The organism is Eggerthella sp. 1_3_56FAA (assembly GCF_000185625.1).
GTDB classification, from domain to species: domain Bacteria; phylum Actinomycetota; class Coriobacteriia; order Coriobacteriales; family Eggerthellaceae; genus Eggerthella; species Eggerthella lenta.
This window is the reverse complement of the sequence record NZ_GL622579.1, coordinates 237,652-250,330: the sequence shown is the minus strand read 5'-3', so window position 1 is coordinate 250,330 and position 12,679 is coordinate 237,652. Positions and strand designations below refer to the sequence as shown.

The 12,679-nt window shown below is 55.6% G+C and carries 9 protein-coding genes; 1 reads left to right on the top strand and 8 read right to left on the bottom strand.

What is annotated here, in order from left to right; all coding sequences use genetic code 11:
• On the bottom strand, nucleotides 1–511 hold a 511-nt coding region (locus tag HMPREF1023_RS15565), incomplete at its 3' end, for a hypothetical protein (RefSeq protein ID WP_035578233.1).
• A 505-nt stretch (nucleotides 512–1,016) separates the two neighbouring features.
• On the opposite strand from HMPREF1023_RS15565, the gene HMPREF1023_RS01065 reads away from it, so the two are divergent.
• Nucleotides 1,017–2,657 (top strand): hypothetical protein, encoded by a 1,641-nt coding sequence (locus HMPREF1023_RS01065; RefSeq protein ID WP_009304276.1) that lies wholly within the window; start codon nucleotides 1,017–1,019, stop codon nucleotides 2,655–2,657.
• A 168-nt stretch (nucleotides 2,658–2,825) separates the two neighbouring features.
• Here HMPREF1023_RS01065 and HMPREF1023_RS01060 read toward each other — a convergent pair whose 3' ends face one another.
• From HMPREF1023_RS01060 to HMPREF1023_RS01030, 7 genes are all read right to left on the bottom strand, one after another.
• Nucleotides 2,826–4,376, bottom strand: coding sequence for a lipopolysaccharide biosynthesis protein (locus HMPREF1023_RS01060; RefSeq protein ID WP_009304275.1), 1,551 nt, complete (start codon nucleotides 4,374–4,376; stop codon nucleotides 2,826–2,828).
• 92 nt (nucleotides 4,377–4,468) lie between these two features.
• Nucleotides 4,469–5,692 (bottom strand): hypothetical protein, encoded by a 1,224-nt coding sequence (locus HMPREF1023_RS01055; protein WP_009304274.1) that lies wholly within the window; start codon nucleotides 5,690–5,692, stop codon nucleotides 4,469–4,471.
• Entirely contained in the window at nucleotides 5,689–7,527 is a 1,839-nt protein-coding gene (locus HMPREF1023_RS15010) for a DUF6625 family protein (protein ID WP_009304273.1), read from the bottom strand. Before HMPREF1023_RS15010 ends, HMPREF1023_RS01055 begins: the two co-directional genes overlap by 4 nt.
• Nucleotides 7,528–7,532: 5 nt before the next feature.
• Nucleotides 7,533–8,084, bottom strand: coding sequence for a serine acetyltransferase (locus HMPREF1023_RS15085; protein WP_009304272.1), 552 nt, complete (start codon nucleotides 8,082–8,084; stop codon nucleotides 7,533–7,535).
• The gene (locus HMPREF1023_RS01040; RefSeq protein WP_021410758.1) at nucleotides 8,068–9,135 is read right to left on the bottom strand and encodes a glycosyltransferase family 4 protein; all 1,068 of its coding nucleotides are present in this window, start codon (nucleotides 9,133–9,135) and stop codon (nucleotides 8,068–8,070) included. Before HMPREF1023_RS01040 ends, HMPREF1023_RS15085 begins: the two co-directional genes overlap by 17 nt.
• Nucleotide 9,136: 1 nt before the next feature.
• Nucleotides 9,137–10,798, bottom strand: a complete 1,662-nt coding sequence (locus HMPREF1023_RS01035) for a phenylacetate--CoA ligase family protein (RefSeq protein ID WP_009304270.1) — start codon at nucleotides 10,796–10,798, stop codon at nucleotides 9,137–9,139.
• Nucleotides 10,795–12,645 carry an alginate lyase family protein gene (locus HMPREF1023_RS01030; protein ID WP_181872248.1) on the bottom strand — a complete coding sequence of 617 codons (1,851 nt, stop codon included), beginning with the start codon at nucleotides 12,643–12,645 and terminating at the stop codon, nucleotides 10,795–10,797. Before HMPREF1023_RS01030 ends, HMPREF1023_RS01035 begins: the two co-directional genes overlap by 4 nt.
• Nucleotides 12,646–12,679: the final 34 nt, after the last annotated feature.

The following is a 12,679-nucleotide window of genomic DNA, read 5'->3' as shown; positions in this document are numbered from 1 at the left end:
CGTCGCGGATGGCGCGGCGGGAGCCCTCGCGCCTGGCATCGATCCTTTCGCGCAAATAGCCTGCCCACCACTCCAGGCGGAAGCGGAAAGACCCCTCCCCGAGCTCGTCGGGCCAGACCACCAACTTGCGCATCACGCCGTCGGCGTCGCGGACCGTCCCCGACGCGGCCCGCCGGAGCACCTCGTGCTTCACGTCCCTCATGGCGCCCCTGACCTCGATGGCGGGCCGGTCGGCAGGCCGGTGGGGCATGCCCTTGCCGACGGGGCCCTCGTCGTTCGCGAACTCCATGACGATGGGGTACTCGTCCACGAGGTCCAGGGGGATCAGCGTGCGCCGCACGCCCTCGAGGCGGACGGCATGCGTCTCGTACACGATGGTCACGCCGTCGGCATGCTCGTATACCTCCCGGACATCCTCCTTGGAGCGCTCCGCCCTCCTCGAGGCGGAGTTGCGCGCTCCCTCGAGAGACTTCTCGTGCGGATAGCGCCCGTCCCTGCGTTCGTTCATCATAGCACCTGAGCTTCCTTCGAGCCCAGGCGGGGCGGTCCCTTTCCGCGAGAAGGCAGGTGCGCGCAGCACGAATTCTCGGGCCCAGCCTGGCGATCGGTGGGCGCAACGGCCGAAGGACGGCCGACAGGACCTCCCTGCTGGAGGCTGCGCGCACCTGCCTGGCTAGAGCTCGAAGCTCTCGAGCGCTTAAGCACTAGCTCCCATTCAATGCTTTATGGACCCATGATGACCTCCGTCTCGCAGGCTTCCGGCGCCTTGCCTCGGCGCCGGAGGAACCGAGCCCCACGGCCCGCGCGCGCTGCTAGAATCGATACAACGGGCAGACAATAACCTTCAAGAGCAGATGAGTTCGCCGCCAGGTCACCCGCCGGGTGCGCTGGCCTCCCCGTCCCCAAAGGATGAGAAAATCATAGTTGCGGCAGCTCATCAGCGCAGTTCAGCGGCGGTGTCAAAGAATGACGGAGCTCGGTTTCAAATCGGTTCAAAAGCGGGAAGGAGCCGTGATATGAGCGAGGGTAAAGAGGGACCGTGCGGCACGGCGCAGCTGCTGGAGGACATTCTCAGGGCATGCTTCGGGACCATCTTGGTCGAGCCTATAAAATGGCGCATAGTGAGCACGGCGACGCCCTACCGCAGCATGCTGCGCAACGCCATCAAATCCGGGAAAGCCGCCTTCAACGAGAGAACCGTCGAGGCGCTCTGCGCGCTGGTAAATGCCGGCTTGCGAATCGGAGAGGACTCGTCCACATACGACCCCGACCTCGTGGCGAAGGGCATCACAAAGCTGTTGAAGAAACGAGGATGGGGCGACTTCGGGGAGCTCGCCCAGCAGTCGGGCGACACTCGGCTGACGCAGGAGAGGAGAAAAGCGCTCGCCGCGATGATCAAAGAGGTTGCCGTCCAGCTCTACGGCAAAACGAGCATCAGTGAGGGGGACGAGGCGAGGATCAAGGAGGCACTTCAAAGGATCGCCCTGGCGGCTCCGCAGAGGATAAGGGAAGAGGAGGCGGCCGGGATCAACCTGCTCGCCACTGAAGCCCTCCCCGCCTCCATGGACCTCCTCATGAGGCAGATACACCTCCCCGACGGCGACGAGTTCCTAAGCGCAGCCGACGAGCAGGGCTCATGGATAGCCCTCAGCGAGATCTATTGCAGCGGGGTGAAGGTGGATTCGATCATCCGGGCGGCCCTCGACCGGGGGATAACATCGCGCTACGGAGCCCAGTCGGAGGCTGCCCTCACCTACTACATGGCGAAGTTCGACCTGAAGCGCGGCAACGTCAAGCAGAGCGACAAGGACCTCTGTCAACTGCGCCGGACCCTCGAGGACAACCGCTCCAAGATAGACGGCGCCTGCGCCGACCGGATGTCCGCCCTGGCGAGCATACGACAGCTCACCAACAACGCTGAGCCCTCAGCGGGCCACGCAGCGCAGTTCGAGTCCGCCGTGGGCGCGCTCCAGGACCTCAACTACGCAGGAGACGGCTACAAGGCATACGAGACCGCGTCTGCGATAGGCGCCGAGGTCACCAACGCCCTGGCGAAGGGCGCGGTCGAAGAAGGCTGCGACACCGCCAGCTTCAACAGACTCGTCAAACAGCACGAGACGATCGTCAGGGAGCATCCCGAGCAACTGGGGAACCAAGCCGTCGTCGCCGTCTCGCTCAGATGGTTCATGGAGCTTTCGCGCCTCGAGAGGGCGCCGATGGAAAGCCGGAGCCCGCTGAGGCTGCTAAAGATCGCTTTCAACGGCCTCTCGGAGGCAAGAAAGAGGAAGAATTCGCTCTTCCACGTCCAGTGCGTCGCGGTGATTGCCATCTGCGCCATGTGCGCGGGAAACGAGGAGCTGTTCCGCAGCCTGGGCTACATCTTCGCGAAGCTGAAGAGGGCTTTCGAGATCAAGGCATCGCAGGAGGGAATCAGGCAGCTAATCTCCATCATGAACAAGATGGCTCCGGGGTCATCGAGGAGGCTGCTCGCCGACCCCGATGTCCAGATGGAACTCATGAAGAGCAGGCACTCGTCGATCATCAACTGGACGATGCACCTCGACGAGATGTACCGGCACGAGATGATTCCCGGGAAGAGGGCCTATAAGGTAAGGATCGAGGAAGAAGTTTTGAAGCTTGAGGTGTTTCGGAATTAACTCTCTCACAATGGCTCATACATGAAAAGAGCCGGGTATTGATACGCCCGGCCCGAAAACAAAACTAATCCCTTGGATTAATTACGGCAACTATCTAGTCAATGGATGCTTAGTACGCACCTCGACAGTCCAGATAGACCTGCTCCAAAGACATCATTATTCCAAACACTACGACTTCTTAAGTCGCTTAACCAAACCCAGCAAGATACCCTTCTCATATCGATTCATAGAGAACAGGTAAGCTACGATTGTATAGAGGATCCCAAAAGCAACAATCCATAATGAAAAGTCTAGCCATCCCGAAACTGATATATCAAACGCGCCTTTCGCTGCGAGAAATGCGCATCCGAACAAGCACAGCGGTATTGCGACGCGCGCTATTTCTTTCCAATATCCTAGGATGTCAAGCTTCATAACCTTAGCGTAGAACACATTCATTACGAGACCGTTGCCAACGAGCATGAGGAGGCCAGTGCATGCAGCAGCCCCAATAGGGCCATACGCTGGCGATATGATAAAAACTGCTGCGATGTTTGCCGCTGCGAGAATCGCATATACAACACCACGGAATGCATACTTGTTCTCAACCTGCATGATTGTCAATCCTAGATTTTGCATCAGATCGACTGTGTAAGGCACCATTACGAGAAGAGCGATAAGATATGCATCTTGATACCCGTCGCCCGCCCACATCGCAATGAACTCTTTCCCGAATACTAGAAATCCGAGAAGAACGAGGAGAAGCGGGTATGTTGCTATCCTTCCGACTCGCTTGAACAAGTCAGATATTGCCCTCCCCGTACGATCGGAATAATAGAGTCGAGAGATATGCGGCATAAACACTGACGACACTGCCGTGCCCATCGGCCCGTACGCCGCGTAGACTTGGGCTGCCACACCATATACGGCGACGACAGACGTACCATAGAAAAAACCGATGATAAGCTGGTTCGTCCTCCAGAACACCTGATCTGCAACAAGAACAAGCAGTATCCCGGATGAGAACCGGAGGATCGCTTTCATCAGCTCCTGGTCACGGGAGTGCATTTTGATGCGCGCACCTAGAACTTTGCTTCGGTACAAACGCTGTATAACGAAGCATATTATATTCGTCCCAAACTGAACGCAGACGATGCTGATGGCGTATGGCTGCCATTGGATCAGCAACACAATGAGGATTGGCTGAACTACCACTGTCGCAATCTGCGTAGCCTTCAAGAAGGAGAATCTCTCATTTGCGTTTATTACGGCAACATCGATGGTGTTATGCATCGTCACGATGAGATTCGCAATTAAGACCGCGAGCATGAGCGAGCTCTCCAGCACCTGAAAAGCAGTCAGCACTCCAGCGTAGACAAAACGCACAGCGACAATCGCAATCGCTCCAACCCCTATAGACACCACCGCCGCGTAGTTATAGATACGCCTGCTTATGGCAAGCGTGTTTTCCATCATGAGAATATCGCCCTCGGAGTAATACTTACAATAGAATCGTGTTACCCCTCCGGAGAAAGTCGAATTCATGAGAAGGATGTACGCCATCACCGATCCGATAATCTGGTATAGACCGTACTCGCTATCTCCAATGCCTCTCAATAGAATGGGGACATAAAGTAGATTAACAACCACCTGTGCCACCGTGTAAACATACGAAAGAACAATACCGGTACGACGGCGTTCTGATCTTCTCTTGTTTACAGACGCTTCAGCTTCGGACATATAGTGGACACCTCATAACTCAACGATTAGGCAGGCAACGCTATCGATCGGATAACTAGTTGCGATAGAAAGTTTTGACAAGCAGTCTTCACCTAAACCTGCTGTAATCTCTTGGTTCTTTCGAATTGGCTGTTCGAAAGCGAGAAGCCGGTGCTGCATATCATAATCAAGGGGAACCCGAAGCAGATATCCAGCAAATGTCCCTCAGTGAAACCGAACAAAAGGACGAGCACCAAAAAAGGCATTGCGGCTTTCAGCATTCTGTCGTCTCGCTGGCATCGTTTAAAGAACGCAATGCAAAAAAGCGACGAAAACAGAAGCCCCGACACCATGAGCCCGTTGGCATAAAAGCTATCCAACGTTGTTGCAACCCATGTAAAGCCGCCAGAACCAATCGCTCGAGCGTCCTGGAACTCTTGGCCAAACAAAGTAAGTCCTTGACTCTCGAGGCAAGCGTGCCATAGCCATGGGCGACCAGTGAATGACTCGCCAATATCTGCGTTGTAGAGCGGCCCGGCCAAGGCGAACGTGACCAGAAACAAGGCAACCGGCAATAGACCAAGGACAAAACGGATCGCTCTACTTCCCGTAAAAAGGTGCCACCGGCTCTGCATGCAAAAGACAAAAGGAAGTGCGCTCGTCAGGTAACCCGAGGTTCTTGAGTCGACTACCACAATCACAAAGATCGCCACTGCTTCGACCACTACATAATCAAGAATGGTTTGCTTCCCGTAACGGAGATACAGGCCACATCCACATAGCCAGAAAAGGAAGGCGCCGGCCATGTTAGGGTGAACAAACCCCATACCGAAACGAACCGTGCTCAATCCCCCTTCAAACCTATAAAACACTTCGGCGGAGCCCGCAACAACTTGCAAACCGTAAACTAATGAGTTGAACGCAACCAGCAAGCACGTCATCCAGAACCATAGTTTTATCAGTGGACGCACATTTGTGAGCGAGATCGCGCAGAAGAATACTAGGCAGGCAAAGAAAGGAGAGCTGTCACTTGATAGAACGTAGCAAGCAGCCATAAGCACGAGGACAGCAAAGCAGGGAATTATTTTTTTTCCTAGCATCTGAGCATTGGCAATCAAGTGCAAAATCAGGAATGAGAGCCCCGCTAGCAGCAATGCGTTGTCAAGAAGAGGAGGTAACTCGACAGTAGCTAACGTTGATAAGAATCCCTTGAGATACGAGAGGGTAAAGCCCGCCGTAAATAGCCCGGGGAGTTCCGCTATCGTGCTTCTATAGGAATCGTCTGTTTTTCGCGGCGTTTTTCGAACTTCAAGAATTCTATGCTGAGCGGCTATCATTTCGCACCCCTGTTCAGGAGACGCTTCTTTGCCTTGAGGAGCGCATAGCCCATTAAGTTGTTCTTAATCTTCAGCCAGAGCTCCTGCCTTCTCCAATATGACTGCCATTTTTGATCGGGGGCGAGCAATGTAGGAATCAGTTCTTCGTCAAATAGCTTTTCATCAGCGAACTCAGTAGGAGTAATGACACACTGGTCGAGTGGAATGTTTGAGATTTCCATCTTTCTTTTCTGCAAATGAAGGTAAGCGTATTCTTTCTTGTAAAGCGATTCGCCATTTGAGCAATACCCAAATAGGGATCCGTCTTTCCACCGAAAAAACGCCACAGTTTCATGGAGATCGCCTTTATATCTGCAAACGAATTGCTTGGTACGAAAGTCAACGTCGGCGAAGCAGTCTCTATCCCATTGGCGCCCCCCGACTGCCGCAAGATTGTCGGCGAGAAGTTTTGATTCGTCGTACCCCATACTTCCTGAAAGACGATACACGTCTTTGTAGGTAACATGCTCGCCCGAAGGTGGCGTTAGAATGAATCGGTTAATGTGCGAAACATTTTTATATATGCAAAGATGGCCATTGCTCAGCAGGCGATCATAGCCACCGCTGAGACCGGGTTCTATAAACTTGCGTAAATTCCCCCAAATTACGTCGGAATCGCAATGGCCCCAGTAATCGTAATCATTCAGTTCGCTGCTGAATATGAGGCCGTACAACGGCCTGAAATCACAAAGCTTGTAGGGTTTATGAAGTGCAGCGCGAAAATCAAGTATGTCGCTAATCCTCGATTTTACGTCCCCTAAACAACAGTAGTTAATAATCACATTGTTCGGAACATCATATTCGCTGAAATCGCAGTCGCTGAAGATCAGGAAATCGATGTCCTTGTTCTTTCCTGCGCTCTCAAGCCAGTATCGAAAATAGCTCGGTAGTGATCCAAAATACGGTAGAACGAGTGCTATGCGCACCGTATCCTGATGAACTGGCTCTGCTTTCTTAACTAATGAAGGCTCATAAACTTGAGGGGGGATGAGGGTGCGGGCTTTCCCTCTCCCAAGTACACTCGCCGTGACACCAAGAAGGTTAGAGAAGCCGCCTTTCACGCCATTGTAGGAGATTTCTCCTACAATGCGACCGATGATTTGCGCCGGTCGTGAGCCGACATAGGGTGCAATTCTATGAACAATCCTTCTTTTTGTCTTGAGAGGCGGAGGGCACCAGGACCCCGAGCCTTTATGAACGCTATAAGTGTTTTCGGTTATGGCATAGCCTCCGAATCCGTACGCCGGGTCAAAAAACTCCGGTGGCAAAAAAGTCCAGCCATATACGGTTTGGAATTCTCCATTGCGTTTATAGCCATGCTCGATAAGTGTGCTTGTGAGCATGTCATTGACCGTGTGCGCCGCGCAGAAGGCGTCAGTATTTTCGAACTCAATGGATTCGTATTTCTTCAGAATCTCTTCAAAGAGCACCTCGTGAGCGCCGCAGGCAGCAATGAGCCCTGTGCTTGCTGTGAAGCTGCCCCTTTCTATGCCAACAAGAGGCGCGTACTCTTTTATAAGGCCATCGATTCCTTTCACCAGCTCAGAGCCGACATCCATATATATCCCGCCATGCTCGTATAGAACTTTGAACCGCGCATAGTCGGAAACGAATGCCCACTTTCCCGCACTATGAGCGCCCTTCGCAAATGAGCATTCATCGATATCAAAGTTACTCTCGTCCCAGCGCCTGATTTCATAGTCCGGGGCAAACCGACGCCATGACTCCAAAGACCTCTCAGCCTGTTCGCTGATAGGCCCTCCCCCGAACCAGCAATAATGAATTATTTTCGGCACGCTCATCATTCAGCACCGACCCTGTTGACGATGTAGCCATCAGTTGCGCCCTCTTTTGGAATGATTTGACACGGATTGCCGATGCAGATCGAATGAGAGGGAACATCGCGGTTCACAAAGGAACCTGCCGCAATCATTACATCGTCTCCGACGGTTATGCGACCGACTACAGTGGCGTTAATTCCTACGGAGACGCAGTTTCCGATAGTTGGATACCCCTGTCGCTTCCCTCTATTCTCACGCCCAGTCGTGCATCCTTTATGCAGGTTAACGTTCATCCCAAGCACCGCCCCGGTGCTGACCGTGATTCCGTAAGGGTGTCCAAGGTACAACCCTCCCCCGCAACGAACTTCGGGGCTAATCTCGATACCGTGGCGCAGGGACAGGTGCTTTCTGGGGATACTGAATATGAGTTTTCTCCAGCCGCCTGCCTGGCATTGACGCAAATAGAAAACGTAGCGGTAGCCGTGATCCTTCAGTAGATGCTTGAAATCGACCTTGTCTTTTCCGAAATAATGGTAAGTGTCTTGCTTGAAAGGATTATTGAAAAACGACATCTAGCACCTCCTGCCTCCACGTGGCTACGTCGTAATCGATTCGGCTCTGGTAGCTTGCGTTTTTCAGGCGCTCTAACAGCGATGTATCTTCTATCACTCGTCGCATGGCATTTTGCAGAGAATCAACATCACCGGGTTTAACCAACAGCCCGTCCACTCCATCTTGTACGCATTCGGAATTGAGGCCAGCATCGCTTACGATGCTGGTTATACCGGCAAACTTGCTCTCAATGTTCGTGCCGCTCATCCCTTCTCGCCATGAGGAGGAGGAGACCGAAACGTCGTACTGGTTCAGCTCTTTGTAGACATTGTTTTTGCTTGAGTCGAAGGCGCCTCTATAGGTCGCATTAGGTACTCCCCTGAACAATCCGGAGAATGCCGTTTCATACCCTTTCTGAATCGATCCATAAATCGCGACATCGAACTGATCTTCATACCCTTCCGAATTAAGCGCTTTGACAGCCCTCGCAAGTGTCTCGATGCCTTTTTCTGGCCGGACTTGTGCAAAGTACACAAAGCGCACGATATTGCCCACCGGGCTCGGCTCACATGCGCCGACCCCTTTTCGACAGTTAGGAAGAAAGCGCGCGTTCTTGCAGCCGAGATCAGCGAGTTGCCTGTTGAGCTGCTCGCTTTCAGTGAAAATGCAGCGACCCTTCGATACCAGCGGGATGTATCGCGGATGCTCCTGGAGGTAAGCAGGCGTTCCCACACCCATCATGAACACGCTGATCTTGCCAAGAAATGGATAGCCTCGTATAGCCTTTGCAATGCGGAACACCCAGCATGTCCTTGCCGGGTGACCCACGCCGACCGCGACCACACTCGCTTTCTTTATCATTTGGATCAGACGTATTGCGTTCCACGGAGCCTTGAATCTATCTCTCTTGAAGCAGTACAAATCAAACCGTTCAACGCAGCAGTCATCAAACACTTCTTCGACGAGAAGAGAGTCCTTTATCGTTACGCCGCCATACGGCGGAGGGAACTCTCCAATAAACAATAGATTCTTCGCTGTACAACTCGTTTTTTTAGAAAGATCTCCAGTCAACTCAGCTTTCCTCCTGAAACAACCTGCACACGGCCTTTGCCTTGCCTCGCGGAGACAAAGCGAAGGGCTCATCCTGGGTTACATCCCATGCAACCGAGCTGCCCGTGCCCCGAGCCAGCCTATCCGCGATCTGGCGCACTTCGCCCCGTCCTAAGATGCGGTCGCAGCGCAGGCGACAGACGGCGCTGCCGGGGGCCGTCTGAACGAACTGGTATCCCTGCACGCCCCCGATTCCGTCGAATGTGGATCCGTGGAAATTGAGCGCGCTAAGCGTAAGGCGCTCACCATTGCGGCCCACGAGGTAATCGCCCTCTCTATGTCCGCGAATCACGACCCCCCCCCACCCGATTTTCTGCACAATGGTTTTCGCCTTACCGCGCTGCGTTAGCTCGAAAGGTTTGTTCTGGGTCACTTGCCAGGCAATGCGCCCCTCGGTCTTTCCGTCCAGGGCGGACGCTATCGCACCGATATCGGAGTCCGAGAGCGAAGATGAGGATCGGACGCGGCATTCGGCGCGCCCCACCTCGGATTGAACCAGCTGATAGGCCTCGACCCCGTCGAAAGTCCCGTCGTGGAAGTTGACGGCCGTCTGGCTGATCCGCTCCCCGCTTCTGCCGTAGAGCACGGTGTCGTCATGATGGCCGGAAATCGAGACGCAAGGCTCGGAGGGCGTCGCCGTATCGTCCACGGCGTAGCGGATGAGGGGCATCCGCCGACTGAGGAACCCGGTGCACACGATGTTCCCGTCGCCGTGGGGCACGATCTCGGTGTATCCGTAGAAGGGGTTGAAATCGTACGACACCACATCCCCGTGCTGCTCGGCGAAAACAGCCCTTTCCGAATGGCCGTAAAACGCCCTGGCGGGGCACCCCAGAACATCCCTGACGAGGTCGACATGGCGCTGCTCCACGTTCTCGGATACGAAGAAAACGCAGCGGATGCGTCTTTTCGGCAAGACTCCTGTCCTCTTCATGAGCAGACAGAGGTTCTGGATCGCCGAAGGGTACCCGTGTATAAAGTCGGCCCCGAACGAGTCGATCGTGCTAACGTATTCGGACACGTTGCCCTCGTTGAGAAGAAACGGGTTGAGCAATACGGCGTTGTATAGGGGGTCGGGCCGGTGCAGCTTGCCCCCGAATTTGACGCCTCGAAGCGTCGCAACGCGGCTGGCTCTCCAATCATATCCCTGCTCCGCCCAGAACGCGTAGACGAACGCCCTCTCAAGATATATGGACCTCGTATCCAGGTTGACCTTGGTCGGCTCGCCCGTCGACCCGCCGGTCGTCGCGAGGTAGTAGTCGTCGACATCAGGAGACTGAAGATCGTCGAACCGTTCCTTCAAGACCTTCTTCGTCAGCAGGGGGATGACGCTTAGCTCGGAGAAATCGCGGAGTCCGCTCGGATCGAGCCCGGCACCGTCGAATACCTCGCGGTAGTACGGAACATGGTGATAGGCATCGATTAATACCCGCCTGAGGCGGTCGAGCTGCCACGTCGCCCTCTCATCGGAGCTCATCCCCTTGGCTCGCGTGAGGAACTCGTACTGCTCGCGAAACGCACGGTTCCCCGTCAGCTGGCGACGGATAAGCGGCGCGGCGGCCTGCTTGATGAAGTCGGGCGCAAGCTGGTTCGCCCGTTTTTTCAGCGTTCCGAGCGTGCTCATTTCCCGGCCTTTCTGATCATGGTCTTCAGGGTTCTCACGCAGCCTTCCTCCGAGCGCCCCATGACGACAAGCGCCCTCGGAGCCCGAACCTGGGAGCCGTAACGAGAAGAGCAGGGGACCTCGTCGATGCAGACATCCTTGGCACCTTCGAAATATAGGGCCAGCTTCAGCCCGGAGACTATAGCCAGCAGCGCTGAGTCCTCGACGACCAGTTCGGTTCCCGGCGCAAACACGAAGGACGCGACCGCGCTTGTCGTCTCGCTGGGGCAGTGGACCCTATCCTTGATATCGATGATGGTCGGGGATATCTCCACCTCTCTCGCATGGATGGTGGCACCGTCCGGCCAAGCGCAGCGCGCGGCGAGGCCGCTTTCGAATACGCGTTCCACCTCGCATTCCGAGCGCTTGCCCCAAAGGAAGGGGCCGAGCATCTCGGATTGGTCTTTACCGCTGACGCACACCGTGTTGTGCACCGCGGTCGAGCGGAACAGGTCGCGCATCTCGGGGTCTCCGTTGTAGATATAGGTGCCGGGGTCTACGAGCACCGGCACCCCATCGACGTAGAGCTGCACACTGAGCGCGTCAGCATGGCCGTGAGCCGCAAGTGGCCCAAGCCCCAGCGGGCCGTGGTCGACCGCTAGGACAGCGTCTTCGTCCGTCCGAAGCACGGTAACGCCGCCGTCAAGAAAGGTCTCTATATCGGCTGGCATCCTCAAGGGCATTGCGCCGGCCGTTTCCAGCTCCGAATCAGGATAGAGCCAGCGCACGGTTTCGTCGGCAGACACATCCCGCACCCAGCGGACGCTCTCACCACACTCCAAGGAAGCCAAGGAGAGGACGTAGTCCGGATAGCCGGCCTTGGACGGCGATAGATTGAGGATGCGCCCCTCGTCATCGTCCCCGAACTCAATGTAGCGGCCGTTGCCGACGCTGCAGGACCGTGCGTAACCCGCCATCGAACGAACCAGGGACGCCAGCTCCGAAGGGAGCTCGTGTCCCGACGCGCGGAGGACGTGCGAGAGGAGACAGAGCGCCTCCATGACGAAGAGCTGATAGTGGAGCGCCTGCTCCTTGTTCACGCCATCGGGCCAGGTTTGGCGCGTGATCTCGTTCTCCAGGAGAGAGACGGCTTCGAGGAGCCATCCCTCCTCACCGAAAACTACAGCGGCGATGCCTACGCCAACTGCCTCAATGACGGTGTGGTTGTTGGCGGATGAATGGCGAGAGTAGTGCCGGCGTACGTTGGCAGCAATCACCCAGGAGCCGTCCGCAAGGCGGTCGCGGAGAGCGCGGGCGAGCTCGCCTGCACCATCCGTCGCGTCGAGGAACGCCGCAGCGACAAGCCAGTTGACGAGCCTGATGGAGTTCTCCATGGGGCTCGACCACTCGGGACCCCAGAGGAAGGGGTTCTTATCGTTCCAGTCCCTGAACAGCTCCGAAAGCTCTTTGAGATAGCAGTCGTCACCCGTAGCGAAGTGAGACTTTGCGAGGACGGTGAACTGATGGTGCCTGTTGAGCTCCCAGTTGGTGCGTATGTCGCCCGGGACCCCCTCGGCGCTGAACGAGTAGTCGTGCGCGAAGCGCACAGGCCAGTCGCCCTCTGACTGGAAGGCGGCGTGCCAGCGTGTCCGGTAGTCATCGTAACCGTAGCCGCCAAGGAGCTCGATCGACCTGCCAGCGGTGAAGGCATCGTTCGCAAGGTTCAGACCAAGTTTCGACAGGACAGGCTCCGGGGGCTCCCCGTACGCCCGCACCTCGTACACGGGTATTGGCTCACGGAACTCCGCCCTCTCGCGTCTCTGCAGGCACCGCTGGGACACACGGTACGCGACCTCGCCAGCACTCATAGCCCTGAGCCTTCGTATGTACCAGGAGAGGCCC